The sequence below is a fragment of the Shewanella woodyi ATCC 51908 genome (genome assembly GCF_000019525.1).
In the GTDB taxonomy this organism is placed as follows: Bacteria; Pseudomonadota; Gammaproteobacteria; order Enterobacterales; family Shewanellaceae; genus Shewanella; species Shewanella woodyi.
The window spans coordinates 3128880-3155366 of sequence record NC_010506.1; the positions used below are offsets into that span (position 1 = coordinate 3128880).

Annotated in this window: 22 protein-coding genes; 10 read left to right on the forward strand and 12 right to left on the reverse strand. The window is 42.5% G+C overall.

What is annotated here, in order from left to right; translation table 11 throughout:
- Window position 1 precedes the first annotated feature (1 nt).
- The 7 genes from rsxB to gloA all read left to right on the forward strand — a co-directional run bounded on the left by rsxB (window position 2) and on the right by gloA (window position 6728).
- Entirely contained in the window at window positions 2-571 is a 570-nt protein-coding gene (rsxB, locus tag SWOO_RS13180; RefSeq protein ID WP_012325175.1) for an electron transport complex subunit RsxB, read from the forward strand.
- A complete protein-coding gene (rsxC, locus tag SWOO_RS13185; RefSeq protein ID WP_012325176.1) occupies window positions 565-2919 on the forward strand; it encodes an electron transport complex subunit RsxC in 2355 nt (784 codons plus the stop codon). The genes rsxB and rsxC overlap by 7 nt, the downstream gene beginning before the upstream one ends.
- Before the next feature lie 3 nt (window positions 2920-2922).
- Window positions 2923-3975 (forward strand): electron transport complex subunit RsxD, encoded by a 1053-nt coding sequence (gene rsxD, locus SWOO_RS13190; protein WP_012325177.1) that lies wholly within the window; start codon window positions 2923-2925, stop codon window positions 3973-3975.
- A 29-nt stretch (window positions 3976-4004) separates the two neighbouring features.
- Window positions 4005-4631, forward strand: a complete 627-nt coding sequence (gene rsxG, locus SWOO_RS13195) for an electron transport complex subunit RsxG (RefSeq protein WP_012325178.1) — start codon at window positions 4005-4007, stop codon at window positions 4629-4631.
- A complete protein-coding gene (locus SWOO_RS13200) occupies window positions 4628-5326 on the forward strand; it encodes an electron transport complex subunit E (protein ID WP_012325179.1) in 699 nt (232 codons plus the stop codon). Before rsxG ends, SWOO_RS13200 begins: the two co-directional genes overlap by 4 nt.
- 53 nt (window positions 5327-5379) lie before the next feature.
- Complete coding sequence (gene nth / locus SWOO_RS13205) at window positions 5380-6018, forward strand: endonuclease III (protein WP_012325180.1); 639 nt, start codon at window positions 5380-5382, stop codon at window positions 6016-6018.
- Window positions 6019-6317: 299 nt separating this feature from the next.
- The gene (gloA, locus tag SWOO_RS13210; RefSeq protein WP_012325181.1) at window positions 6318-6728 is read left to right on the forward strand and encodes a lactoylglutathione lyase; all 411 of its coding nucleotides are present in this window, start codon (window positions 6318-6320) and stop codon (window positions 6726-6728) included.
- A gap of 72 nt (window positions 6729-6800) precedes the next feature.
- On the opposite strand, the gene tnpA is transcribed toward gloA, so the two are convergent.
- From tnpA to SWOO_RS13240, 6 genes are all read right to left on the reverse strand, one after another.
- The gene (tnpA, locus tag SWOO_RS13215) at window positions 6801-7235 is read right to left on the reverse strand and encodes an IS200/IS605-like element ISShwo2 family transposase (protein ID WP_012323117.1); all 435 of its coding nucleotides are present in this window, start codon (window positions 7233-7235) and stop codon (window positions 6801-6803) included.
- 167 nt (window positions 7236-7402) lie between these two features.
- Window positions 7403-9934 carry a TonB-dependent receptor gene (locus SWOO_RS13220; RefSeq protein ID WP_012325182.1) on the reverse strand — a complete coding sequence of 844 codons (2532 nt, stop codon included), beginning with the start codon at window positions 9932-9934 and terminating at the stop codon, window positions 7403-7405.
- Window positions 9935-10603: 669 nt separating this feature from the next.
- The gene (locus SWOO_RS13225) at window positions 10604-11023 is read right to left on the reverse strand and encodes a DUF4402 domain-containing protein (protein WP_012325183.1); all 420 of its coding nucleotides are present in this window, start codon (window positions 11021-11023) and stop codon (window positions 10604-10606) included.
- A gap of 60 nt (window positions 11024-11083) precedes the next feature.
- Window positions 11084-14146: a hypothetical protein gene (locus SWOO_RS13230; RefSeq protein ID WP_012325184.1), complete on the reverse strand. Its 3063-nt coding sequence runs from the start codon at window positions 14144-14146 to the stop codon at window positions 11084-11086.
- A gap of 65 nt (window positions 14147-14211) precedes the next feature.
- On the reverse strand, window positions 14212-15003 hold the full coding sequence (locus SWOO_RS13235; RefSeq protein WP_012325185.1) for a fimbrial biogenesis chaperone: 792 nt from the start codon (window positions 15001-15003) through the stop codon (window positions 14212-14214).
- 130 nt (window positions 15004-15133) lie between these two features.
- A complete protein-coding gene (locus SWOO_RS13240; protein ID WP_012325186.1) occupies window positions 15134-15604 on the reverse strand; it encodes a hypothetical protein in 471 nt (156 codons plus the stop codon).
- A gap of 488 nt (window positions 15605-16092) precedes the next feature.
- Between SWOO_RS13240 and SWOO_RS13245 the strand changes: the two genes are divergently transcribed.
- Entirely contained in the window at window positions 16093-16692 is a 600-nt protein-coding gene (locus tag SWOO_RS13245) for a hypothetical protein (protein WP_012325187.1), read from the forward strand.
- A 44-nt stretch (window positions 16693-16736) separates the two neighbouring features.
- On the opposite strand, the gene ruvB is transcribed toward SWOO_RS13245, so the two are convergent.
- The 6 genes from ruvB to SWOO_RS13275 all read right to left on the reverse strand — a co-directional run bounded on the left by ruvB (window position 16737) and on the right by SWOO_RS13275 (window position 24494).
- Window positions 16737-17753 (reverse strand): Holliday junction branch migration DNA helicase RuvB, encoded by a 1017-nt coding sequence (gene ruvB / locus SWOO_RS13250; RefSeq protein WP_012325188.1) that lies wholly within the window; start codon window positions 17751-17753, stop codon window positions 16737-16739.
- An 18-nt stretch (window positions 17754-17771) separates the two neighbouring features.
- The gene (ruvA, locus tag SWOO_RS13255; RefSeq protein ID WP_012325189.1) at window positions 17772-18389 is read right to left on the reverse strand and encodes a Holliday junction branch migration protein RuvA; all 618 of its coding nucleotides are present in this window, start codon (window positions 18387-18389) and stop codon (window positions 17772-17774) included.
- Window positions 18386-18907 carry a crossover junction endodeoxyribonuclease RuvC gene (gene ruvC / locus SWOO_RS13260; RefSeq protein WP_012325190.1) on the reverse strand — a complete coding sequence of 174 codons (522 nt, stop codon included), beginning with the start codon at window positions 18905-18907 and terminating at the stop codon, window positions 18386-18388. The genes ruvA and ruvC overlap by 4 nt, the downstream gene beginning before the upstream one ends.
- Window positions 18908-18910: 3 nt before the next feature.
- Entirely contained in the window at window positions 18911-19657 is a 747-nt protein-coding gene (locus SWOO_RS13265; RefSeq protein ID WP_012325191.1) for a YebC/PmpR family DNA-binding transcriptional regulator, read from the reverse strand.
- Between the two features lie 82 nt (window positions 19658-19739).
- Window positions 19740-21527, reverse strand: a complete 1788-nt coding sequence (gene aspS / locus SWOO_RS13270) for an aspartate--tRNA ligase (RefSeq protein ID WP_012325192.1) — start codon at window positions 21525-21527, stop codon at window positions 19740-19742.
- A 171-nt stretch (window positions 21528-21698) separates the two neighbouring features.
- Entirely contained in the window at window positions 21699-24494 is a 2796-nt protein-coding gene (locus SWOO_RS13275; RefSeq protein WP_012325193.1) for a transporter substrate-binding domain-containing protein, read from the reverse strand.
- A gap of 149 nt (window positions 24495-24643) precedes the next feature.
- Here SWOO_RS13275 and cmoA point away from each other — a divergent pair, with 149 nt between their 5' ends.
- Together cmoA and cmoB are read left to right on the forward strand one after the other, a co-directional pair.
- Window positions 24644-25375 carry a carboxy-S-adenosyl-L-methionine synthase CmoA gene (cmoA, locus tag SWOO_RS13280; protein ID WP_012325194.1) on the forward strand — a complete coding sequence of 244 codons (732 nt, stop codon included), beginning with the start codon at window positions 24644-24646 and terminating at the stop codon, window positions 25373-25375.
- A gap of 91 nt (window positions 25376-25466) precedes the next feature.
- Window positions 25467-26459, forward strand: a complete 993-nt coding sequence (cmoB, locus tag SWOO_RS13285; RefSeq protein ID WP_012325195.1) for a tRNA 5-methoxyuridine(34)/uridine 5-oxyacetic acid(34) synthase CmoB — start codon at window positions 25467-25469, stop codon at window positions 26457-26459.
- Window positions 26460-26487: the final 28 nt, after the last annotated feature.

Sequence of the window (26487 nt, forward strand, 5' to 3'; positions counted from 1 at the left end):
TATGTCAGGTATTTTAATTGCGATCGTTTTATTGACGATCTTAGCCCTATTCTTTGGTGTCTTACTGGGCTTTGCGGCAGAAAAATTCAAAGTTGAAGGTGATCCACTTGTCGACCAACTTGAAGCCCTCTTACCGCAAACACAATGTGGCCAATGCGGCTACCCAGGTTGCAGACCCTACGCAGAAGCGATCGCTGGCGGAGAAAAGGTCAATAAATGCCCTCCAGGCGGCACAGCAACCATGGAAAAGCTCGCCGATATGGCAGGTGTAGAGCCTGAGCCTCTGACGGTAAGTGAAGAGGTTCAAGTCAAAAAAGTGGCCTACATTCGCGAAGATGAATGTATAGGTTGCACTAAGTGTATCCAAGCTTGCCCTGTTGATGCCATTTTAGGCACAGGCAAACAGATGCACACAGTGATCACTGATTACTGCACTGGTTGCGATTTATGTGTTGCCCCCTGCCCAGTCGATTGCATCGATATGCTACCTATTACACCAACAGTTAAAAACTGGGATTGGAAATTAAACGCCATCCCAGTACAGATGCTTGAAGAGGACACCAAGTGCTAACTTTATTGGAACAGATTGATAAAGGGACACTTTGGCGCGCCATTGGTGGTATTCATCCACCTGAGCAAAAAGTGCTCTCAAACACCACAAACATAGCATCTTTACCTATTGCTGATGAGTATGTGATCCCCATACCTCAAGTGGGTGATAATGCGACATTGTCGGTCTCTGTCGGTGATTATGTGACTAAAGGTGAAGTATTAACCAATGGCAGCCATTTTGGCTACCTGCCAGTTCATGCCCCCACATCTGGCCATATTAGCCATATTGAGCAACGCCCAAGTAACCACGCATCTGGCCTGCCAGTACTTAGTTGTGTAATAAAGCCTGATGGACTAGACACCTTAAGTGATAAGGTTCACCCTAAGCTTGCACTTACTGATATTGAGCACTTATCGAACCAAGAGATATTGAGTAAGATACAACAAGCGGGTATCGCGGGCTTAGGTGGAGCAGCTTTCCCAAGTCATATTAAGCTCAACCCAGCCAGTGATATCGAGTTACTGATCATTAATGCGATAGAGTGTGAGCCTTATATCACCTCTGATGACATGATAATGAGAGAGCAAAGCGATGCCATAATGCAAGGTATCGCTATTGTCCATAGGCTGTTAAAGCCTAAACGACTTATCATCGCTATAGAAGATAATAAACCTCAAGCCATCTCGATAATGCAGCAAGCCTTAAGCCGCAGCGTATTGCCAGAGGATGGAGTTAGGATCACAACCCTACCAACCCTCTACCCCTCTGGTGGTGAGAAACAGCTTATTCAGATCTTAACTGGACAGGAGGTGCCTTCTGGCGCCATTCCTGCTCAGCTCGGTATTTTAGTTCAAAATGTCGCCACCTGTTACGCAATTCAAGATGCCGTTTTGCGAAACTACCCTCTCATTGAACGCGTGGTGACCATTACAGGCAATAATGTGGCTAAACCTGGCAACTATTGGCTTCCAATTGGTACTCCTATCTCTCACCTTCTGTCTCAAACTGATTTTAAAGGCTTGGATACGGACAAGGTGATCATCGGTGGCCCTATGATGGGTTATGCACTTTACAATGATAGCGCCCCTACACTTAAAGGCACTAACTGTATCCTGCTGCCTAATGCTAATGAGATGGCCCCAGAGCAGAAGGAACTCCCCTGTATTCGTTGTGGTGAATGTGCCGTAGTCTGCCCAGCTCAACTTTTACCTCAACAACTCTTCTGGCATTCAAAAGCACAAGAGTATGATAAAGCGGTGAGTTATAACCTCAATGACTGTATTGAATGCGGCTGCTGTAGCTATGTTTGTCCAAGTAATATTCCTTTAGTCGAGTATTACCGCGTCGCCAAGTCTGCGGTCAAAAATGAAATTGAAGAGAAGAAGCAAGCAGAGCTAGCTAAACAGAGGTTTGAGCTACGCACACAGCGCCTTGAAGATGAGAAGCTCGCCCGTGAAGCTAAGCAAAAAGAGGCTGCTGATAGACGTAAAGCCAATATGTCTGGCACGGATAAAGATGCCGTCGCTCAGGCTATGGCCAGAATTAAAGCCAAAAAAGAGGCTGAAGCAAACAGTGAAGTGACAACCTCAGCACCAGCAGATAAACGCGATGCTGTCGCAGCTGCAGTTGCACGAGCAAAAGCGAAAAAAGCAGCTCAAACATCCACTGAGAAGCTTGAATCCTCAACAACAGAGGAACCAGTCGACGATAAAAAAGCCAAGGTAGCGGCAGCAGTCGCCCGGGCTAAAGGCAAAAAAGCAGCACTTAAATCGGCAGATGCTAGTACTATTGAGCCAAAAACCGATATAGCAACATCAGAGCCAGCAATCGATGCGCCTGTTATCGATGTCGATGACAAAAAAGCCAAGATAGCAGCTGCTGTGGCCCGTGCTAAAGCCAAGAAAGCAGCACTTAAGGCAGCTGATGCAAGTGCTACTGAGCCGCAAAGTGATTCAGAAACATCAGAGGTAATACCGGATACTTCAGTAGCTCAAATCGATGACAAAAAAGCCAAGATAGCGGCTGCTGTTGCCCGTGCAAAAGCAAAAAAAGCAGCGCTTAAAGCAGCAGATACAAGCATTAAGCACCAAAATGATGCCGAAGCATCAGAGTCTGTACCCGATACTCCAGTTGTAGAAGTCGACGACAAGAAAGCAAAAATTGCAGCTGCTGTAGCTAAAGCTAAGGCCAAGAAAGCGGCACTTAACGCTATTGATCCGCAAAACGATTCAGCAACTTCAGAGCCTGCAACCGATGCCCCAATAGCTGATGTTGATGACAAAAAGGCCAAGATAGCCGCTGCTGTGGCAAAAGCAAAGGCTAATAAATTAGCCAAGCAAGCAAAATTAGATAATGGGAAGGACTAACTGATGGCATTTAAAATTGCCTCTTCGCCTCACTTGAGCCGAAACTTTCAAACCAGCACGTTAATGCAACGCGTAATACTCTGTACGCTTCCAGGTGTGGCCACCCAATGTTATTTCTTTGGCTGGGGCGTATTGATACAGGTAGCGCTAGCTATCACTGTAGCCCTAATCAGTGAAGCCATTGTACTTCAACTGAGAAAGCGTCCAGTAACGGACACATTAAAAGATAACAGCGCCCTGCTTACCGCATTGCTTTTAGGCATAGCTATCCCGCCACTTGCTCCTTGGTGGTTGACTGTCATGGGTGTGCTTTTCGCTATAGTGATCGTAAAACATCTCTATGGAGGGCTTGGACATAACATTTTCAACCCTGCGATGGCAGGATATGTGATGCTACTTATCTCATTCCCTGTTCAGATGACGAGCTGGGTTGCGCCAATGATGTTGGCCAGCCAACCAGTTGATCTATTAGGTTCGTTGCAACTGATATTTCTTAACCCTTCAGCCAGTGAGATAGAAGCCTATAAATTGGGCTTTGACGGCGTTGCTATGGCGACCCCGCTTGATACCATCAAGACAGATCTTTCCATGGGACTCACTAGCATAGAGAGCCTAACCAAATCCATCTTCAATGACGGCTTTGGCGTAGGTTGGTTCTGGGTCAACATGGCTTACTTGGCAGGTGGTTTGGCGATGATAAAGCTTAACCTCATACGTTGGCATATTCCCGTGGGAGTACTGGCAAGTTTGTTTATCTGTGCCAGTGTAGGATACCTGCTCAACCCAGATACGCATGTTGGCCCCTTGCTTCACCTCTTCAGTGGTGCAACTATGTTGGCGGCCTTCTTTATTGCAACCGATCCCGTCACTGCTGCAACCAGTGTTAGGGGACGTTTGCTATTTGGCGCATTAATAGGGGTTCTCGTTTACGTGATCCGAACCTATGGTGGCTATCCAGACGCATTTGCATTCGCTATCTTATTAGCCAATCTTTGTGCACCGTTTATCGATCACTACATTAAGCCCCGAACCTATGGTCACAGATCAAGAAGTTAAGCAAACCGGAGTATAACGTGAAAAAATCTATGTTAAGAAACGGTTTGATATTAGCGATATTTGCATTTTTCTGTACAGCACTTGTCGCTTTGGTCGATAGACAAACCTTCGATAAGATCAAAGAGCAGCAACAGCTAGAGCTTAAACGTGTATTGCACCAAATTATTCCAGATACGCTCCATGATAATGAACTCATTGAGCACTGCATCTTAATACACGATGAAGAGGTATTAGGTATTGATAGCCCACTGCCCTCCTATATCGCCAGTATGAAAGAGGTACCTGTCGCGATCGCCATGGAAACTGTAGCACCAGATGGCTACAGCGGTAATATACGGCTAATTATAGGCATTAGCACTGAAGGTGAAGTTCTCGGTGTCAGAACCCTCTCTCATGCTGAGACTCCAGGACTAGGCGATAAGATAGAACTGAGAAAGTCCGATTGGGTACTCGGTTTTAATGGTATGTTCCTATTGTCTGAAGATGATGCTCGATGGAACGTTAAGAAAGATGGCGGAGAGATTGACCAATTTACCGGTGCAACCATTACCCCAAGAGCTTATGTTAAGGCCATTAAACGTGCACTCGTCTATTTTAATGCTAATAAAGATAGATTATTAGCCAGACCGGCTAATTGCGAGGTTAACTATCAATGAATGAATATAAACAGATAGCATTACAGGGCCTTTGGAAGAATAATCCAGGACTTGTGCAACTGCTCGGGCTTTGCCCTCTGCTCGCAGTAACTGCAACCTTGACCAATGCTTTGGGTTTAGGCTTAGCCACTATGCTGGTATTGATTGGCTCAAATGTTCTCGTGTCATTAGTGAAGAGCCTTGTTCCAAAAGAGATCCGTATCCCGATCTTTGTCATGATCATCGCAGCCTTAGTAACATGCGTACAGCTGCTGGTTAATGCTTACGCTTATGGATTATATCTCTCTTTGGGGATATTCCTGCCTTTGATTGTGACCAACTGTGTGATTATAGGTAGAGCTGAAGCCTTTGCTTCACGCAATTCAGTTGTAAAATCTGCTTTTGACGGTTTTATGATGGGCCTAGGTTTTTTACTCGTACTATCAGTATTGGGCGCAAGCCGTGAAATATTAAGTCAAGGTACACTATTTGCGGGGGCTGATCTTCTGCTTGGTGATTGGGCTGCTGACCTCACTATCCATTTTTGGCAGTTAGATACCAGCTTCTTATTAGCCATGTTGCCGCCAGGCGCTTTTATTGCCATGGGCTTTTTAATTGCTTTCAAAAATATTATCGATAAGAAGTTGGCCGACAGAGCACCGACACCCGATACCGTAGAAGTTGTTACCCGTGCCCGCGTCACTAAAGTAAGTTAATCAGTGGTAGTCAAACCTAAAAAGAACAATTAGAAAATGAGCGACTAAAAGAGATGAATAAAGAGAAACGACAAGCGATCTTATCGATCCTCAGAGAAAATAACCCTCACCCTGAAACTGAGCTAAATTTTTCGAGCCCCTTTGAGCTACTTGTCGCTGTGACTCTGTCAGCTCAGGCTACCGATGTTAGCGTTAACAAAGCAACAGATAAGCTCTTTCCCATCGCAAATACTGCCCAATCTATCTACGCGTTAGGGGTTGATGGACTCAAAGAGTATATAAAGACCATTGGCTTATACAATAATAAAGCAATTAATGTCATCAAGGCATGTGAGATATTAATCGAGAAGTATAATGGTGAAGTACCTGAAGATCGTGAGGCATTAGAGTCCCTTCCTGGTGTTGGTCGTAAAACCGCAAATGTTGTACTAAACACAGCTTTTGGCTGGCCAACTATCGCTATTGATACCCATATTTTTCGTGTCGCCAACCGCACAAAATTTGCCATGGGGAAAAATGTCGATCAGGTTGAAGAGAAGATGTTAAAAGTCGTTCCTGCGGAGTTTAAGGTTGATGTACACCACTGGTTTATTCTCCATGGCCGCTATACCTGCGTTGCCCGCAAACCTCGTTGTGGCAGCTGTCTAATCGAAGAGCTGTGCGAGTTTAAAGAGAAGGTCTATCCTGAGTGATGATAACACAATTGCTATAGCTTACATTTCCATAAAAAAAGCCGCAATGCGGCTTTTTTTATGACTCTATTAATATAAACAGACAAAGAAGATAGAGAGGAATGCACCGATAATTGCGGTTGTCGCCAAAGCCATTTTTAATTCTATGTTCATGTTAAACTCCAAAATTACATTTAAGCTATTATCGGAATTTATGAAGCGACTTCAAACTCTTGTCTATTAAAACTGTGAAGTTAAGCAAGCTTAATGATATATTCCAGCCTACTCTCTCCCCCAACTTTTACACTTAAGAGGCAAGCATGTCACAACTGCTCCATACCATGATCCGCGTCACCAACCTTGAAGCCAGCATTGAATTCTATACACAGGTGTTGGGCATGAAACTGCTGCGGAAATCTGAAAACAGTGAATACAGATACACCTTAGCATTTGTCGGCTTCAGTGATGAAGCAAGCGGCAGTGCCGTTATCGAACTTACCTATAACTGGGATACTGACAGCTATGATCACGGTAATGCTTTTGGTCACCTAGCAATTGGTGAAGAGGATATTTACGCTCGCTGTAAAGCCATAGAGGCTGCCGGAGGCAAGATAATCAGAGCACCAGGGCCTGTCGCAGGTGGAAGCACTGAGATTGCATTTGTTGAAGATCCTGATGGCTACAAAATTGAATTTATTCAAATGAGTTCAGCGCAGAAAGGATTAGGCTAGTACCAATCAAAGTAAAGAATCCACCTTCTGAAGAAGGTGGCTTTGTATTAGCCCCCTAAAAGGGGGCGTTATCTACTTCAAATCTAATTGCGGCTGCTCCTGTTTTTCAACCTTTTCTTGATGCCTTACATATCTTCGAATCACTTCCTCATTAATCCCCACTGTGTCAACAAAGTAACCTCTTTGCCAAAAGTGATTTCCCCATAGCTTATTTTTCCGAAGATACGGATACTTGCTAAACATTTTCAAAGCAATTTTACCTTTTAAAGCACCCATCAACTTTGAAATCGATAGCTTCGGAGGAACTTTGATAACCAGATGTACATGGTCTATTTGTACATTCAACTCTACAACCACACACCCTAACTGCTCACTATAGACATGAATACATCGGTAAACATCTTTTCCTAACTTATTCTTTAAAATCCTAAACCTATACTTAGGTGTCCAAACTATGTGATATTGACATCGCCAATACACATGCGATGCTTTCTCATATCTACTCATGTTTTTTATCCTCTATTACTTCGCTAAAAGTTAGAGTTCAATTAACATGAGTAGATATTCAGGCAAAGCCTAATTGATGATAACCACCTACTGAAGTAGGTGGTTTAGGGCTGAAAACAAAAAAGCGCCTTTCGGCGCTTTTTATTTAAGTCGATAGCCTTAGCTATTTAGAACTTCATTGTTACACCAGCAAAGTATGTACGACCAATAACGTCATAAACTTCTGGTACTGTTCCACCGTCACTACCGTTAGATACTTTTGATGGATCTTCATCAGTAAAGTTCTTAACACCAGCGCTTAACATCCAGTCATCGTTGATGAAGTATGTAGCTGACAGGTTGTGGTACAGAACTGAATCTACAGTATCACCTGTCGCTAAATCATCCATTTCACCGATATAACGGTTGAAGTACATAACGCTCCAATCGTCTTGGCCAGCTTTAATGCTGAAGTTGTTACGAACTTCTGCATATGCACCGAAGTTACCATCGATTGTGCCAGTGTACTCTTTACCGTCTTGCTCGAAATTCAACAAGTAGGTGGTATCGTTGCTTACAACCCAATCAAGGTTTAATGCTTCAAAGTTGTAGGCTAAGTTAAAGTCAACACCGCTTGTATCTTGGAAACCAACGTTAGTTAGTGAGTTAGTCAAGTTAGACAAATCACCGTCTGCACCAATATTAAAGGTTTCACATGCTGATGCATCTCCCCCATAACAAGCATCGATACCAGCTTGTGTGTCGAGACGCGTAATGGCGTTTTCAACTTTAAAGCGCCAGTAGTCAACAGTTAACGATAGACCGTCAACATAGCTTGGCGAGTAAACTAAACCAGCAGTATAAGACTCTGACTCTTCAGGCTTAAGATCTTCATCTGAAGTACGGTTGACTAAGATCTGTGGGTCTTTCTCGTTACCCCATGGATCAACCAAGTAGTCGTAAGAACCTGAGTTACCACCGTATAGTTCACTAACGCTTGGTGCACGGAAGCCTGTAGCCGCTACTGTACGGAGCATTAAGTCATCAGTTGCTTCATAAGTAAGACCAATCTTCCAAGTAGATGCATTACCAAATGTTGAGTAGTCATCAAAACGTAGTGCGAATTCACCGGTTAGTTTATCAGTAAACGGCACGCTCACTTCTTGGAATACCGAGATAACATTGTAACTACCATCTGTTGGATCTTGCTGCGCTGCAGTACTTTCACCCGCTACAACAATTGGATCTGGATTGTAGTATCCGCTCTCGTAGCGATACTCAGCACCGATAGCGAATGCAACGGCACCTGCATCTAGGTCAAACAGTTCACCGTTAAGGCCTGCTGAGAATACATGCTGCTCGTTACCACCGTCAGCTTCTTCATCATAAGAAACACTATTGAGTACATCTTGATCAGTCATTGGCTTGCCAGTTAACCAAGGATCTTGGTCAGCATAGATAGCATCGGCCATCAAGTTAGCGTTAATAGAGTTCTCTACGCCAGTTTTTGCTTTGTTATTACCGTAAGTGTACGAAGCATCCCAGTTCATACCTGTATTGATATCTAACGAACCTTCAAGGCCTGCAGAGATACGCCATGTATCAGTGTCCTGATTATAAATACGTGGACCCACGTCATTCATACGTTTTCTGTAGTTAACCTGACCGTTCTTGTCTGGGCTAATGCCTGCATCAATCATATCTTGATCAAGCTCTAGGCAAGTCATAGGGTCATCACCAGGGGCACAAACATCTAGCATGATGTTGGCAGGCTGTGGTGCTAGCTGCTGGTTTGACTTACGCTTGGTATATAGAATGTCACCGGTCATTACGATGTCATCACCTAGCTCTTGAGTCATGTTAGCAAATAGGCTGTAACGCTTGCTTGGTGTCTGGTAGAAGCTGTCTTGTGTAAAGTCGTAGCCTTCTGAGCGGTCTACCCAGTTACCATTTTCATCTTTCACTTTACCGCCCAAAGAGCCGTTTGGAATAAATGAACTATTACCTGGATCTGTCCAGTCGCGATCAGACTGAATTACACCTTTACGCTCTGAATATGCGGCACCAAATGTGTAGTTTCCGGTATCTGTGTTAAAGCCATAAAGGGCGCTGATCTCACCATTTTCGCCATCGCTCTTATCGGTCATGCCACCTTGAACGTCAACTTGGAAACCTTCGAAGTCTTTCTTAGTGATAATGTTTACTACACCAGCAATAGCGTCTGAGCCATAAACAGCTGATGCGCCATCTTTTAAGATTTCAACACGTGCAATCATTGCTACAGGGATAGAGTTAAGGTCAACAGAGCTGTTTGCACCTGAACCTGAGTTCACCATACGGCGGCCATTTAGCAATACAAGTGTACGCTGTGAGCCCATTCCGCGAAGGTCTACTTGAGCTACACCGTCTGCGCCGTTGTTAGTGCTTGAACCTACTGCTTTACCGCCCATAGATGTTTGAGCTTGTAGCAATTCGTCAACGGTAGTAAAACCTTCGGCACGAATTTCGTCAGCACCAATTACGGTTACTGGCGATGCAGTTTCCATGTCTTGGCGCTGGATGCGGGAGCCTGTAACTGCAATGCGTTCAACGTCTGCACCCGCTTCTTCTGCAAAAGCAGTATTTGATACTGTAAATGTAGTACTTGATACTGATGCAATTAAACCTAGTTTAATTGCTGTCGCTAATTTATTACGTGAATGCTGTGATGTTCTTATCATTAAGGTTTACTCCCTCACTTGTTTATTATTATTGCGCCTTTTCTTGTTTCGAAAATGAATAATTATGGCGTTGCATTCGATACTGAAGTTTCACCTTAATACAGTCAATCAGCTATTTTATTAACGACTGATACAGCAAAGTTAAATAAAATAAGCTAATAGGTAAACAGGACAAATAGACAATGGTTTGCGCGCTATAAAACATCGAAATTGGTAGTGTTTGGCGCTAATATTCACTAAAAAAGTAGGGATTAACTTCGAGAGAGCGTTAACACTAGCGTAACCTTCGAAAATACAAATTTTGTGACACAGGTCACAGAACTAGCTATAACCATGCTCATTCAGGCTCAATTTCATGGGTAGAATTTAAAGAGTTCAACAGAACATCTGTAGTTTTTTAACGCTGTACAGCAAATATTCAGCTATATACTTGCTAGTAAGATAGGAATTAAAGAATATTTAACACCTAACCATAGTTACATATAGATACAAGTTATTTGCGTAAGTTATACGGATTTTGTATTGCAACAAATAATCAATATATACTCATCACCGATATATTAATAATAGAGTTAAGCCAGATTAAATTATATGCACAAGGTAGGATGTTATTTTATTTGTTATCCGCGTAAAATCTGAACTACATATTTTAAATTATAGAAATATTGCTCAAAAATAGTTCACTTCAACCGTATATGTAATTTGATGTTGTCCCTTCTCCATGGCTCTTTTTATCATCAACTCACCACCTACATTAAACTCAAACTCATCCTTGGTTAACTGGTAATTTTGCTCTGATGTCTCATTCTCAAGTAGGGGAGTAAAATCGATATCTTGAGAATCCGCAGAGTAGACTCGGATCTGAACATCGGCATTCCCTGCACTATTGATACGAAACATTCCAAGTGTCGATGGCGACTGGATACAGGCATCTCCAGTACGTGAGCCTAGTGTCATTCGACAGGATACATTAGCCTGATTTAAAATATCACCAAAATGGACCGACTTGGTTTCAGTGATCTGCAAAGGATCTATTAAGTTAAAACCAACTTGACCAACTAAACTGACAAATAGCACGGCACTTAGCATATGCTTGACCAATCACATTGAGTTTCAATCAATTATAGTCAGAAATGATAATAAAACAGGCTAATGGATCACGTTTCCCTCTCCGGTAAGCGCTATTACGCCTAAATCAAGGTACTCACCTGGCTTTAGGTCCACATTGTCGTGAAACTTATCTCCAACAATGAGCTTATAGCGGCCAGGCAGAATACGTTCAAAAATAAAAACACCATCAAACTCAACCCTGACTGCATATTCATTTTCAGCTGTATGACTTTGCAGTTTAATTGGCACTCCCTTTGCCACAGAGCCAGATGTTGTAAACAACTGCCCCTCCATCTCAGCGGTATATAGAATAGGAAATGGTACTTTCTCAATGTGCCCAGGATGCGGTTTAACACTAATCACACTTGCTAGCGGAATAAGGAAGGGATCTGGCAGGCTGGCCTCATTCAGTTTTAGTCGTTGAGCTTGGGTAGTTTGCAGGTGAGTAATAAGCAACTCACCATTGTTATCCGTCTTCTCCCCGCCTCTGCTATGGCCTGAAAATGACAGTCCCCTAACTGGGAGCTCCCCATCATCTAGCTCACCATTTGCATTATCATCCTGAAATGCTTTTATAATAATGGCCCCAGTATTTAAATAACTCGCACTGTCTTGTAGCAATAGGCCTGAGCTGGGTTGCCACAAAAAGGAGCTGCTCCATTTTAGTTGTGCAAACCAGTCTCCATCAGAAAAATTTTCTAAAACTAATCGAAGCGAGCTTTGATCAAAAAGGTATGAGATGGAATTTCTTATACTGTGAGCATTCTGCTCTTGAGCCTGATAACTCATCTCAACTTGGTAGTTAACATCATCACTTAACGCGGTATTCGCATTAACGACCCATTGGTTAAGCTCAAGCTCAGGTAAAATATCAATATCGAGATAACTTCGAAGATACCAACTAAATAGCTTTCCAGAGATTGCAATGCGATCGTTCACAAGCTCTTGCGATCCATTGGACTGCCAACGTATGTTATTGCTGTATGAGAGGCGGTTAAACTGACCAGCTAGTTGAGCATTTATCTGAATAAAATCATCAATCTGCATATACTCTTTCCAATTAGCTGATAACGCTAAGCTAAGTGAAGAGTCTTCAATATTGGTGTTAAGACTAAGGTTAGCCTCCTGTACTAACTCAGTTTGAGCACTTTCCCAAGAGTTAAAATTGTCAAAAAACTGCCAATCTGCATTCCAATCAAAATTATCACTGCTCCCTTGCAGAGCAGCTCCTAAGGCATAACCGTCTCCACTATGAGCTAAATTGAGCTGAAAAAGGTTCTCCCCACCGAGTAAATTCATGCTCAATTTAGGAAGAAACTGCCAATCTCCGTCAGCGCGCTCCTGATTGATGAGGGACAAGCCTGCGGTGATATTTTCTGTTACTGCCCAGTTAGTATGCAAATAGTACTGCTTCAGGTGATCTTGATCTCTGACCATGGCACCTGCACTGACTCCTACACTTCCCTGTTCAAGTACTGACTGATCCAACACTTTACTAAATGATTCACTGCGACTCTCGCCACTGGGTCCGAAGAACCTTAACTGATATTGGTTTGTTCCTATATAGTAAGGCACCTCTGTAAAACGGTATCTTGCATCAACTCCCACCCGCTGAATCGCGATTAGGCTATTGTTTCTATAGAGTTCCACATCCCAATCAGGTTCAATTTCTCCTTCAATCACAATATGCCTAAAGTCATTTGTATAGCCATCACCAGCCGTAATAATGACGCCTAAGCCTGAACTGGACTCTGACACTAATGGCAAGGAGTGAGAGTCAACACTGCCGACTCGGTAATGTTTTACCCATTGATCGCTTAAAAATTTTTCAATATAGCCGTTGATATATTTTCCAGAATCAGACCAGGAATAACCCAGATAAGCATTATGTCCACCAAGATCACTTCGCCCCTGTATAAAGCCCTCATCACTCGTTCTCTTTACATCACCTAATTGCTGAGAGACGATCCCAAGATCAATATGCCCAGCGAGATCGCCGATATTGGCATTAAGGCTTTCTACAACCATAATCTGTTGTGATGCAAGCTTTTTCTGCTCCGCTTCAAACGCTTTAAACTTTTGTTCTCTTGCTAAGAGTTGTGAAAGAGGAATATCGTTGGAAGCTTGTATCGTAAACCTTTGCCTTGAAGCATCGAAACGAATATTCAAACCAAACATATGCTCTATCAGCCCTTTATCTAAATAAAGATCCCAGTCATCAAAGAAAACCTCTCCATCAGGAAACCCGCATGCTCCTTTATTATTCCAATAACTTAGTAGACCATTGCTCAGCTCTATTTTTCGTTCAGGAGATATAAACCAACCTGATAACGATAGGGACTCGGAATCAAGTTGTACTGGCAGCAAGAGCAGTTCTGCAAGTAGTTGAATAGGCAAATATTGGACGCCACCTTGCTGGTAAGCAAACATCTCATCACTTAATACCTGATCGCCATACTTCAGCTGACTGATAATAAAAAGTTCATCTGAAGTTGGTGAGCTTTCATAAGCGTAATACACTGTGTGCCCACACTCAGAGCTATTTACTCTCGTTGTAAAAATATTGGTGTCACTTGCTAATTTTTTTTTGGGCAGTAACCTTTGCTCTTTTACCAATATAGGTTCTTTTATAGTGGCTTGTAGTGGGATCTTCTCCCCTTGAATCATCTTCACCTGCTGTTGAGAAGAGCTGGGACTAGATAGCTCAGCATTAGGGTTAAGATTTACTGGCCTCATTGACCTGTTGCCCGTCGTTTTTTGCTCTAAACGGCGCCGCTCAGAGACGAACACCTCGACCTCATCAGAAGCAACGACTACTTGCTCCTTGCTATATTTAAACTCTTTCTCAAACAATGCATCGCTTAAAGATTGAGTTGAGTCAGTAGCATCGGCAACTCTTTCAAACCCTTTTAGACTCCGACCCTTAGCTTTATTGTTCTGTAAAATATTTTGATCAGTACCTTGCTTAGTATCACCTTTAGTATATTGGTTAGCTTCTAGTTCTTCCCGTTCAATGCTGGTAGTAGGATAAGGAGACACCTCTTCTAAATAGAGATAGATAAAGAAGAGTAAAAGTAATGTGATAGAAAGTAGAAAAAGCATAGGCCATGATGACTTATGCTTTGACACTATATGATGTGATTCGTCTTTAGACACAAATAGAATTTTTAAAGAACGATTCGAGTCTCAACTACTTTTGCATCGGATAAGCTCTCACTCTCCCGATAACGCACAATGAGTTCACGACCTCTCTCAACTGGCTTAGATAACTCAATAGCAAAGGTGCGCGCTGTTAACTCTGTGTATACAGCTGCATTTTTATAACTACCTACGTTTTCTAACTCCTGACCACTTGATACCAAAAATAGTTCAATATCGCCATAACTACTTCTTAGCCCTTCACGCACTAGAGTAACCTCAACACTGGATTGAGTTTTCCTATCTAAATCAGCATCGATAAAGACTTCAGATGAGAGAGCGCCAAGCCTTAAGATCACTGGAATAGAGATCCGCATATAAGCTGTTACCGATAAACTCAAGGTATTGCTGGTATTTTTTTGTTCATTATCGATAGCTGTTGGTGCTAATGGGATCTGATGAAAGACAATATAACTTCGGTACTCACCTTCTGGGGTACCTTTAGGTAACCTTAAAGCCATCCTGACTCTCGTCCCCTCCTCAGGGGCCAAACTCACGCGCCTAGGAGAGTAACGAACAAATTTAGCTAAAGAGGTAGATGAGTTTTCCAAAGAGACATAATCCCCTGTTGGAAGTAACTTTTTATCTTCAAAGTAGATATTATATCTGGCGTCTTGCTTGCCTTTGTTAACTAACGAAAATACAGCACTACGCTGCGCTTTATTATCTAACTCTACACGAGTTGGCGTCACAAGAAGGTTGGCATAAGCCGCAGAACTAAAAAGTGAAGCTATAAAATAGCTCAAAAAAAATTTTTTCATTATTATCGCCCAGCTAATTTATATGAGACTGAATCTCAATATTTATTATTGGTTAGCTTGTACTACGAGCATGGTCTCTTTTTAACCGCTAAATATTTAAAGAGATACTTAGCGGTTTATACAGGTACTTTTAGTACGTTACATCGACAGTATAAGTCAGGTTTTTAGCACCTGCTGTCGCACTTGCCGCAACGATATCTAAACTACCACCTACTTTTAACACAGCACTATTGCCAGTGACTGTTAATGTGTTACTTGACACACTGGGAGTAAAAGTTACACCAGGAACACTGGCTGAATCGGCCGCAGAAAGGGCAATATTGACCGTTGTGTTATCAGCAGCGATGGTAAACTCACCAGATAAAGCGGCATTACCACCAGCAACACAAGCTGTACCTGAAGTGTTATCTGCATAGCCTAAAGTACAGTTACCGTCAGCAAGAATACTCACATCACCAAACTCCATCACAGCAGTTTCAGTGACAGAAATTGGGTAAACCAGATTGAAATTTGCCGTACCTGTCGCTTGAGCAGCGTCAGCTTGAGCTGAGATAAAAAAAGTAGACGCAATCAGAGTAGAAAGTAGAATATTATTCTTCATTATTTAAATCCCAAATATTTTTATATTATTTTGTACCCTATGCCTAAAATAATTTTCACTGTTGTAAATAGCTCAAATTAAAAGCACAAGCTAATGTAAAAATGCTAGTTAAGCTAGCACCTTAAGAGCATAAGATATCAAACAAGAAACATTTTGCAACATCTTCGTTACAATCTTAGAAAAATAATATAATATAGCCGAAGACTCAAACAAATAATGAACTCAAATCGTAACCATATTTGGCGAACAAAACAAAACCACAATATTTACAATGAGATAAAAAATATTATTTCTCCGAAGTATATTTATGGATAACATTATTTTACCCATAAATATATTATGGATATATTTAACTCGTATTTTATAGGCAATTTGTTTTGAGAGAGTATCACAATGACAAATTGTATATTAAATAAAATGTATTCATGTATTACCACAAGCTATTTAGTTTAGCCTCATATAAGACCACAATAAAATAATGGAATAACATGTATAAATCCCTATTTACATACCGAGATAAAAATACTCCTAAAAAAGAAGTTCAGCGGTTTGTAGTTGTATATTTTTCACCCAAGTTAAATCTGACTAAAATTGCTCACAGAGCAGTCAAAGCAGTCTATAAAACACGAGTTAGCAAACTCATTACCCTATTGATAATTAGCTTCCCATTTCATGCTACTGCCGCTATCACGATTACAGAGATACAACCTCTTAAGTATCCCAGTGCTATAAAAAATAGCAGTAAGAGTTCAATTGTTGTCGTTAACTGGAAAGGAAAACTGGGGAAAGCGACGAATACTACCCTACTTGATAATGACTACCATCAGGGTCGATACCTTATTACCTCTGATAGTACAGCCCCAATATCCATCGATTTTTTCCAGTTGGCTAATGAATACAAGATTAATTTGAAGAGTTTACGCGTCAGATACAAAAATCAGACATTGAAGTCATTTCCTGCAAGCGGATTAGCGAGCCCTGGTTTAGAGGGTGAGTATATTGATATTGGTGCTAAGGTTGTGGCGGGAAAAAATGCAACTCCAGGTATGAAGTCGCCTCAATACATCCTACGAATTGAAGAGCAGTGAGCCTTAGGCAAGCTCCCTGCTCTGCAAATACCATTAATTAATCACTATTTTTCTGGTTGAATGATATCAAAATGCCGATAGGCACGATCGGTAGCAATCCTTCCCCTTGGTGTTCGTTGAATAAAGCCCTGCTGGATCAAAAAAGGCTCTAAAACATCTTCAATCGTTTCACGCTCTTCACCAATCGCAGCAGCCAGATTATCTAAGCCTACTGGTCCACCCATAAATTTATCTATGATGGCAAGAAGGAGTTTACGATCCATATAATCAAACCCTTCTGAATCAATATCAAGCATATCCAAAGCAAGTTCGGCAACCTGCTTGGTTATCTCTCCATCATGTTTTACCTCAGCAAAGTCACGTACACGTCTTAATAAACGGTTAGCGATCCTTGGAGTACCACGTGAACGCCTTGCTAACTCAATGGCACCAGCTTCATCAATAGGTAGCTCAAGTACATTTGCTGAACGGGTCACAATTGAACTCAAGTCTTTGACATTGTAAAACTCTAATCGCAGTGGGATCCCAAATCTTGCTCTTAATGGGGACGTTAACGCCCCAGCTCGCGTTGTTGCGCCAATTAACGTAAATGGAGGCAGATCTAATTTTATTGAACGTGCAGCAGGACCTTCACCTATCATAATATCAAGCTGATAATCCTCCATGGCAGGATAGAGGATCTCTTCAACCACAGAACTCAGACGGTGTATTTCATCAATAAACAGCACATCGCCAGGTTCGAGGTTAGTCAGCAAGGCTGCCAAATCCCCTGCTTTTTCCAGTACAGGACCGGAGGTTGATTTTATATTAACCCCCATCTCATTAGCTACAATCATGGCCAAGGTAGTTTTACCTAAACCTGGCGGACCATAAATCAGCATATGATCAAGCGCTTCATCACGGTTTTGAGCCGCTTGAATAAATATTTTTAATTGAGCACGGCTGTCATCTTGACCAGTATACTCATCAAGCATCTTAGGGCGCATCGCCCTATCAATCTGCTCATCACGCTCCTCTATGCCTTGAGGCTCAGCGTGAATTAAACGATCTGCTTCTATCATCTCTATCTCTATTGATAATTATAACATTGACTTAAGTGACGACTTAATCAAGTCTTCAGAGCTCATGCCCTCTTTGAATGCCGCAGAAACAGCCTTGCTCGCTTGCGCCGGTTTATAGCCTAACGATAACAGTGCAGCAATAGCATCCTCTTCGGCGGTATTAACCACAGGCGCAGGTGTATAGTTGCTTTTAAGCATAAACTCACGTTCACTGCCCGCCGAGGTCTCCAGTAAGCTTTTAAGCTTATCACGCATCTCAACCAATAACCTTTCTGCGGTTTTCTTCCCAACACCAGGCAATTTTACTAAGGTCGCAATATCATCTCGCTCAACACAAGCGACAAACTCACCCGCCGTCATCCCTGATAAAATAGTCAAGCCTAATTTGGGGCCAACACCATTGGTTTTTATCAACAGACGAAAGAGTGCTCTCTCCTGCTTAGTGATAAAGCCGTATAACAGTTGTGCATCTTCACGCACCACAAAATGGGTATATATCTGTGCTTCCTGATTGAGATCTGGTAGCTCATAAAAACTGGTCAGTGGCATCTGAACTTCATATCCTAAACCAGCCACTTCAAGCAATATCTCTGGTGCTTGTTTCTCAACAAGCACACCGCGTAAACGACCTATCATCTATAACGTCCATATGTTCGGGTATTAGCTCTTCCCCCCAAAGAGACAAGGCTCTGGCTCGTGTGAAAATGGCAGATGGCGACGCCTAATGCATCAGCAGCATCGGCTTGTGGAGCCGCGGGGAGTTTCAGGATCTGTTGAACCATGTGTTGTACTTGCGTTTTTTCAGCCTTTCCTGTTCCAACAACAGCACTTTTTATCTGGGTTGCAGAATACTCTGCAACAGGAAGATCGGCATTCGTCGCGGCAACAATTGCAGCGCCGCGTGCTTGGCCTAATTTAAGTGCTGAGTCGGCATTTTTGGCTAAAAAGACTCGCTCTATGGCGAAAAAATTGGGTTGATATTGACGGATAATCTCAGAAACGCCATCAAAAATCTGCTTTAGTCGATAAGGAAAATCATCGGAAGCGGTACGAATACAACCACTTCCTAAATAGATTTGGCTTCGACCATTACACTGGATCACACCATAGCCTGTGATCCTTGAACCGGGATCGATACCAAGAATTATTGCCATATTTTATTCTAACGATTCCATGATCTCATCTGAGATCTCTGCATTATGATAAACCTCTTGAACATCATCATGATCTTCAAGATTATCAATCAACCGCATAAATTTAGGTGCAGTACTGGCATCAAGATCGGCTTTAGTCGACGGGATCATGGTCACTTCAGCATTGACGGATTCAAACCCTGCACTATCGAGTGCATCTTTAACACCACCAAAGTCTTCTGGTGTAGTAAAGACATCAATTGAACCATCATCATGGGTCACGACATCATCAGCTCCCGCTTCAAGCGCGGCGTCCATAATAGTATCTTCATCAATCCCTTCACCGTAAGAGATCACTCCACGCTTATCAAAAAGGTATGAGACTGAACCATCTGTCCCTAAATTGCCGCCTGACTTACTAAAAGCATTACGAACGCCGGAAACCGTGCGGTTTTTATTATCTGTCATGGTCTCAACCATCACAGCAGTGCCACCAGGTCCATAACCTTCATACATGATGGTTTCAAGTACTTGACCATCAAGTTCACCAGCGCCACGCTTAATTGCACGCTCAACCGTGTCACGGGTCATATTGTTAGATAAGGCTTTATCGATCGCTGCGCGCAGGCGTGGATTGGCATCAGCATCTGAACCGCCTTCACGAGCGGCAACAGTTAGCTCACGAATAAATTTGGTAAACAACTTGCCACGTTTTGCATCTTGAGCGGCTTTACGGTGTTTGATGTTGGCCCATTTACTATGACCTGCCATACTTCATTCCCCTTATCGAAACTGTCTCTAATTCTAGCTAAAATACGCTTAAAAAAGCCGAGATAAACTCGGCTTTTTTGCTTTATGCTTGCTCTTCTTTACTCTCTTGGTTTTCGATAACCTCAATACCAAGTTCAATGAGTTGTGCGGGATTTGCAAACCCCGGCGCATTGGTAAGCGGACACGCTGCTGTGGTGGTCTTAGGAAATGCCATCACATCACGAATAGAGCTTGCCCCAGTCATCAACATGATGATGCGATCTAACCCGAAAGCAAGTCCCGCATGAGGAGGCGTACCATAACGTAGCGCTTCAAGTAGGAAACCAAACTTCTCATTTGCTTCCTCCTCTTCGATACCTAAGATACGAAATACTGCCGATTGCATCTCACTATTGTGAATACGCACAGAACCACCACCTAGCTCACAGCCATTTAGGACCATGTCATAAGCATCAGAGATAGCAGCAGTTGGATCCGCTTCAAGTTGCTCAGGGCTGATGCCTGTTGGCGCAGTGAACGGGTGATGCATTGCATGTAAGCCGCCATCAGATGTTCTTTCAAACATAGGGAAATCAACAACCCAAAGTGGTTTCCACTCGCCTTGTAGTAAGTCAAAGTCTTCGCCAGCTTTAAGACGAAGTGCGCCCATAGCTTCTGCAACTATGTTCGCTTTATCTGCGCCAAATAGGATTAGATCGCCTGTTTGTGCGCCAGTACGATCAAGTAACGCTTTAACCACGTCTTCGCTTAGGAACTTTAGTACTGGAGACTGAATGCCTTCCATGCCTTGGTCAAGATCATTAACCTTCATCCAAGCCAGACCTTTGGCACCGTAAATAGTCACATACTTAGCGTATTCATCTAACTGCTTACGTGACAGTTTAGCGCCACCAGGAATGCTTAGTACTGCAACGCGACCTTCTGGATCGTTTGCAGGGCCATTAAATACTGCAAACTCAACCTCTTTAACGATATCTGCGATATCAATCAGCTCTAGCGGGTTACGTAAATCAGGCTTGTCTGAGCCAAAACGACGCATCGCTTCTGCAAAAGTCATCTTAGGGAATTCGCCTAAGTCGACATTTAATAGGTCATTAAAGAGACCGCGAACCATCTCTTCAGTTTTAGCCATCACTTGCTCAGATGACATAAATGAAGTTTCGATATCTATCTGAGTAAATTCAGGTTGACGGTCAGCACGTAAGTCTTCATCACGGAAACACTTAACAATCTGATAGTAACGATCAAAGCCTGACATCATCAACAACTGCTTAAAGAGTTGTGGTGACTGTGGCAACGCAAAAAATTGACCTTTATATGTGCGGCTAGGCACTAGATAGTCACGGGCACCTTCAGGTGTCGCCTTAGTCAAAATAGGGGTTTCGATATCTAGGAAGCCACTGTCATCAAGGAAACGACGAACTGCACTGGTCACTTTAGAGCGAAATACAATACGATCAGCCATCTCAGGGCGGCGTAGATCTAAATAACGGTATTTTAATCTTTGCTCTTCAGTGTTGTGCTGATTCTTATCCATGTTAATCGGCAAAGGCGCTGAGCTGTTTAGAATAGTTAAGCCTTTACCTAAGATCTCAATCCCACCGGTACGCATATCCTGATTAACTTGACTATCTGGACGCGCACGAACTAAACCGGTTACCTGAACACAAAATTCACTGCGTAGTGTACTTGCGACATCGAACACCTCAGGTAAGTCAGGATCATAAACAACCTGAACTATGCCTTCTCTATCACGTAGATCAAGAAAAACAACCCCGCCTAAATCACGACTACGGTTTACCCAACCTACTAAGGTTACTTCTTGTCCAACGTGAGACTTATTAACGTCTCCACAATATTGACTGCGCATCTAACTCTTTCCTTTATCCGCAAACCGATGGCTGAGGAATATTCTAAACAACACAAAAGCGGCATTATAGTTAAATATTGCCGATTAAAAAACAACTTCACCGTTAGTCGGCTAAGTATCACTCAATTGTTTGACTAAACACACTCACAGGATGCATTTATTGCACTATTATCATGATGATTTATAACAATTTCCACCACTTTTTTTCGCCCTAGACATTAATTCATCCGCGGTTTTCAATAACTCGACAGCCACATCACCATCAGCTGGGTACATGGCAATACCAATATTGGTGATCACATTCACATCAATCTGTTCAATTTCGAAAGATTTTGAAAGGTTACTGATGATGGTTTCAGCAACCTGACACACAATATCTAAGTCTTTAGTGCGATTTAAAATCACCACAAACTCATCACTGGAAAAGCGTGCCACGGTATCTGAGCGACGCACCGATTGCCTTAACCCTTGAGCCAACTTTTTCATCAGCTGATCGCCCACCTGATGGCCTAATTCGGTATTAACAGATTTTACTCCGCTAAAATCTATAAATAGCACAGCAAACATACCAAGCTCGCGAGCATGGAGTAAAATCGCCTGTTCTAGCCTATCATCCAACAGTGAACGATTCGGCAGAAGAGTTAAGGTATCATAATTTGTCAGGTGCAAAAGCTTCTCTTCTAGCTCTTTTCGCTTTTTTACCTCTTTAGAGAGTAAAAATTTCACGAAGATAAAGAGAGTGACAAAAATTATCAGGAAAACACAGATAATCATACACGCCCAATAACCTACTCTTGAAGGCTCAGCAGCGGTTTTTGACACCCAATTTCGGTAGATGTCTTGACGCATTGGTTGATTAACACCGCTCAATACCTGATTAATCAAGGGCACTAGTCTTGCTCTATCTGGGTGAACTCCAAAATGACTATGCTGTTCAGAGAAATCGGCCAAAACCGACATTTTCAGCTGGTTAACCTGCTGAAGCTTCAATTGAGCGGCCATATTAATGACTTTTTCAATAAAGGCATCAGCGAGACCATCAGAGACAGCTTTCAATCCCGCTTCAGTATCTGCAACTAACACTAACTCTATGCCATATTCGGACCCTAACAGCTCGTTGATCAGCTGGTAACCCTCAACAATTGCCACCCTTTGACCCGATAACTGTTGAATATTAAAGACAGATTCTTTATCAATTCCCGTCGCTAAGGCCCACGGCGATGGCCAATAAGGTTCACTGAATAGTAGCTGCCTTGAGCGGTCTTGAGTTTTAGCTACACTCCCTGCAAGTTCGACCTCACCTTTGAGTAGTGCAGAGATCAAGCTCTGCCAATTTGGATACTCAACGGCTTCAACTTCGATTGCTAATTTATCTTGTAAGAGCTCTACAAGTTCGCTGTTTACACCAGAAAAAATGCCAGCTTGATTAGTAAATTCCATCGGTTTCCAGTTAGCCAGATAACCGACCTTCAAAGGGGGCATATTCGCAAGATACGCCTTATCCTGCTCAGATATTTCAAGTAGATGTACCTTATCGGTATAGATCCGATTGTTACTGTCTAATACCCATTTTTGCTCTATTTCTGCAAACTCTTCTTGGCTGATTAATGCAAACCCCTGCTTAATCCGCTTTGATAGTCCACTGTTTCCTACTTGGGAGAGAACAAAGATATCGGTATTAAACTCTAAGTCCATAAACTGATAGAAATCAGGCCCAACCCCCTTTTGAACTAAGTAGTGCTGAGTCCATGCAGAAGAAGCAACAAAGCTTGAAATGTTCCCTGCTTGAGCAGCTTCTATCATGGCATCGACAGAGTCATACAGTTTCAATTCGGCTTCTGGAAATGTCTGCTTTAATTTATCTAAGTAAGGCGCTGTAGGTACCGCACCTATACGGGTGTGGTTTATCGCTGACAAGGTATCAATAGGCGCACCGACACTAAATAAACGGCTTTTCACTTGATACAGAAGCTGCAACCTTTGTAAACCAGTATTAAGGGCATCACTTTCGGGATAACCAATATGAACATCTGCTTTACCTTTGCGGACAAAATCCAGTGAACTATTCATATCACCAGTGGCGTAGCTGACTGGGATCCCAGTTTTCTCAGACCATAAATCCCAGATATCAACATATAAACCATGTGGTCTGCCATCAACACCTAAATTGACATAAGGTTCGATATTTAACGTTGCTGCAATTCTTACTCCCTCTTGCTCCTGAGCAATGCCTAGCCAGTGCGCCTCAATCTCTCTAATACGCGCGTTATCTAGCAGAGAAAAACCTGAATTGATCTTAGCTAATAGTTGAGTCTCTCCATGTTTAACCGCGGGACTTAACCCCACCTGTTTTATCAGTAAACGACTCCTATTAGGAAATAGCTCTGCAATCTGACGACTGGTCTTACTGCTTTTTATCTGCCCTTCCATCCCAGCAAATACCAACACTTCACCAATAAGCGCAGCCTGTAACAACGCATTGCGGTTTTTGTAATACTTAAATGTCAGCTTCGGTGAAAGTGCCAATAACGAAGCCTCATGGGAAGAGCCTGAGACTATGCCCACATGATAAGGCTGAAGCTCTTCTATGTTGTGCTTTTTATTTAGCGTCTTATGCAGATACAGATGAGTATTAACTGTTGAAATTGGCGTTGCAAAATCGAAGCGTTGCAGACGCTTATCTGTTACTGCCATGCCAATATGTACACTGGCTTGACCTGAGTCGAGCTGTTCAAGCCCCTCTTTCCAATGCCGGGCAACGAAGACGACTTCCTCACCGACTTGCTGTGACCACGCTCTCCATAGATCAACCAGTAAGCCTTCGGACTCTCCCGTCTCTCCAATAAACTGGTAAGGGTAACTGTCGGCGCCCATCACAATGACTAGTGGCTTTTTATCATTAGCGGCGAGTACAGATGTGAATAAAAGAAAAAAGAAAACGCTCAAACATCTAATAAATAATTTCAAATCCAATTCCCGAAAGGTCACAAAACTGTAAATGCGATGTTGCTTTTACGCTATTAGACAAAATTTTATGGAAAATTTCCAGTAGCAGACTTGCTGCTAACAGCTATGTTTCGTTAGAATGACACGTTGAATTTACACATTTAAATCGAATGAACTCTTCTCAAGATACTATCTACGCACAAGCATGTGAAAACATTAGTGACTTTCAGTTCGACGAAAAAGTCGCTGGTGTGTTTAATGACATGATCCGTCGCTCCGTACCAGGTTACGGTCAAATCATTCAAACACTTGGGGAACTGGCCCATAAATATGTTACGCCAGACAGCCATGTCTACGACTTAGGTTGTTCACTCGGCGCAGCAACATTAAGCATTCGTCGCAAAATAGGTTCACGTAACTGTACCATCATTGCCGTCGATAATAGCCAGTCAATGATTGAGCGTTGTCAGGAAAATTTGGGGGCTTATGTCAGTGACACCCCTGTTGATCTTGTCTGTGGCGACATACGAGATATCAAGATTGAGAATGCTTCTATGGTCGTGCTTAACTTTACCATGCAGTTTTTAGCACCTAACGACAGAGATGCATTAGTCAATAAGATATACAAAGGCTTAAAACCTGGCGGTATTCTAGTACTATCTGAGAAGTTAAACTTTGAGGACAGTTCAGTCCAAAGTCTACTTGATGATCTTCACCTCGACTTTAAAAGAGCCAATGGTTACAGTGAATTAGAAATAAGTCAAAAGCGTAGTTCACTAGAGCATGTCATGAAACCAGATACCTTAGCGCAACACGAAATGCGATTAAAAGCCCAAGGCTTTACCCACTTCAACTTGTGGTTTCAATGCTTCAACTTTGCCTCTATGGTTGCAATCAAGTGATACCTGTTCACCCATTAATACAAGGAGAGCCAACTAAGCTCTCCTTAACATCTATGCTTTATTCTCATACTCCTTTAAAAGGTGGCATTAAGTGATCAGTTTTAGCTCATTTTATAAAAAAATTGCGGATTCGAGCCTTCAACATTGGCTTGAAACACTGCCTGCTATCTTAGGCCAGTGGCAACGTGAACATAAACACGGCACCTTGCCTAAATGGGAGAAAGTACTAAACAAACTCCATTACCCTAATCCTGACACATTAGAACTAAAAGACTCAGTAACCATAGGCAGCGGTCAGCAACTCACCTCTGGGGAGCAGCAGAAGCTGGAAAACTTGCTGAGAATTTTTCAACCTTGGCGCAAAGGGCCTTTCTCGGTTCATGGTATTAACATAGATACAGAGTGGCGTTCAGACTGGAAGTGGGAGCGTATTCTTCCTCACCTTTCCCCTCTTAACAATCGAACCGTATTAGATGTAGGGTGTGGTAGTGGTTATCACATGTGGCGCATGTTAGGAGAAGGGGCGAATCATGTTGTCGGCATTGACCCATCAACCCTATTTCTTTGCCAATTTGAAGCCATTAAACGTTTAGCGGGTGAAGAGCAGCCCATCCACCTCTTACCCTTAGGCATAGAAGAATTGCCACCGTTAGATGCTTTTGACACCGTATTCTCTATGGGTGTTTTGTATCACAGACGTTCTCCCATTGATCATTTGTTACAACTTAGGGATCAATTGCGAACAGGTGGTGAACTGGTTTTAGAAACATTAGTTATCGACGGTGACGAAAATACGGTTCTGGTGCCAGAAGATAGATATGGCAAAATGAATAATGTATGGTTTCTTCCCTCTGCTGCGGCATTGGCACTTTGGCTAAAGAAAGCTGACTTTGTAGATATTAGATGCGTTGATATCGATGTGACATCACTTGCAGAGCAAAGAAGCACTGATTGGATGCCAAATGAGTCGCTGGTCGACTACCTTGATCCAAGCAATATTGATCTGACAGTAGAGGGGTACCCTGCGCCTAAACGTGCAACGTTTATCGCAACTAAAAATCAACCCAATAAAGATCTGATCTAACAAGCTAGCTTATCCACTTTGGCTAGAG

Excerpts from the sequence above, each read along its gene's own strand:
- rsxB (WP_012325175.1), top strand. The coding sequence starts at position 2 with ATGTCAGGTATTTTAATTGCGATCGTTTTATTGACGATCTTAGCCCTA.
- rsxD (WP_012325177.1), top strand. The coding sequence starts at position 2,923 with ATGGCATTTAAAATTGCCTCTTCGCCTCACTTGAGCCGAAACTTTCAA.
- rsxG (WP_012325178.1), top strand. The coding sequence starts at position 4,005 with ATGTTAAGAAACGGTTTGATATTAGCGATATTTGCATTTTTCTGTACA.
- SWOO_RS13200 (WP_012325179.1), top strand. The coding sequence starts at position 4,628 with ATGAATGAATATAAACAGATAGCATTACAGGGCCTTTGGAAGAATAAT.
- nth (WP_012325180.1), top strand. The coding sequence starts at position 5,380 with ATGAATAAAGAGAAACGACAAGCGATCTTATCGATCCTCAGAGAAAAT.
- gloA (WP_012325181.1), top strand. The coding sequence starts at position 6,318 with ATGTCACAACTGCTCCATACCATGATCCGCGTCACCAACCTTGAAGCC.
- tnpA (WP_012323117.1), bottom strand. The coding sequence starts at position 7,235 with ATGAGTAGATATGAGAAAGCATCGCATGTGTATTGGCGATGTCAATAT.
- SWOO_RS13220 (WP_012325182.1), bottom strand. The coding sequence starts at position 9,934 with ATGATAAGAACATCACAGCATTCACGTAATAAATTAGCGACAGCAATT.
- SWOO_RS13225 (WP_012325183.1), bottom strand. The coding sequence starts at position 11,023 with ATGCTAAGTGCCGTGCTATTTGTCAGTTTAGTTGGTCAAGTTGGTTTT.
- SWOO_RS13230 (WP_012325184.1), bottom strand. The coding sequence starts at position 14,146 with ATGCTTTTTCTACTTTCTATCACATTACTTTTACTCTTCTTTATCTAT.
- SWOO_RS13235 (WP_012325185.1), bottom strand. The coding sequence starts at position 15,003 with ATGAAAAAATTTTTTTTGAGCTATTTTATAGCTTCACTTTTTAGTTCT.
- SWOO_RS13240 (WP_012325186.1), bottom strand. The coding sequence starts at position 15,604 with ATGAAGAATAATATTCTACTTTCTACTCTGATTGCGTCTACTTTTTTT.
- SWOO_RS13245 (WP_012325187.1), top strand. The coding sequence starts at position 16,093 with ATGTATAAATCCCTATTTACATACCGAGATAAAAATACTCCTAAAAAA.
- ruvB (WP_012325188.1), bottom strand. The coding sequence starts at position 17,753 with ATGATAGAAGCAGATCGTTTAATTCACGCTGAGCCTCAAGGCATAGAG.
- ruvA (WP_012325189.1), bottom strand. The coding sequence starts at position 18,389 with ATGATAGGTCGTTTACGCGGTGTGCTTGTTGAGAAACAAGCACCAGAG.
- ruvC (WP_012325190.1), bottom strand. The coding sequence starts at position 18,907 with ATGGCAATAATTCTTGGTATCGATCCCGGTTCAAGGATCACAGGCTAT.
- SWOO_RS13265 (WP_012325191.1), bottom strand. The coding sequence starts at position 19,657 with ATGGCAGGTCATAGTAAATGGGCCAACATCAAACACCGTAAAGCCGCT.
- aspS (WP_012325192.1), bottom strand. The coding sequence starts at position 21,527 with ATGCGCAGTCAATATTGTGGAGACGTTAATAAGTCTCACGTTGGACAA.
- cmoA (WP_012325194.1), top strand. The coding sequence starts at position 24,644 with ATGAACTCTTCTCAAGATACTATCTACGCACAAGCATGTGAAAACATT.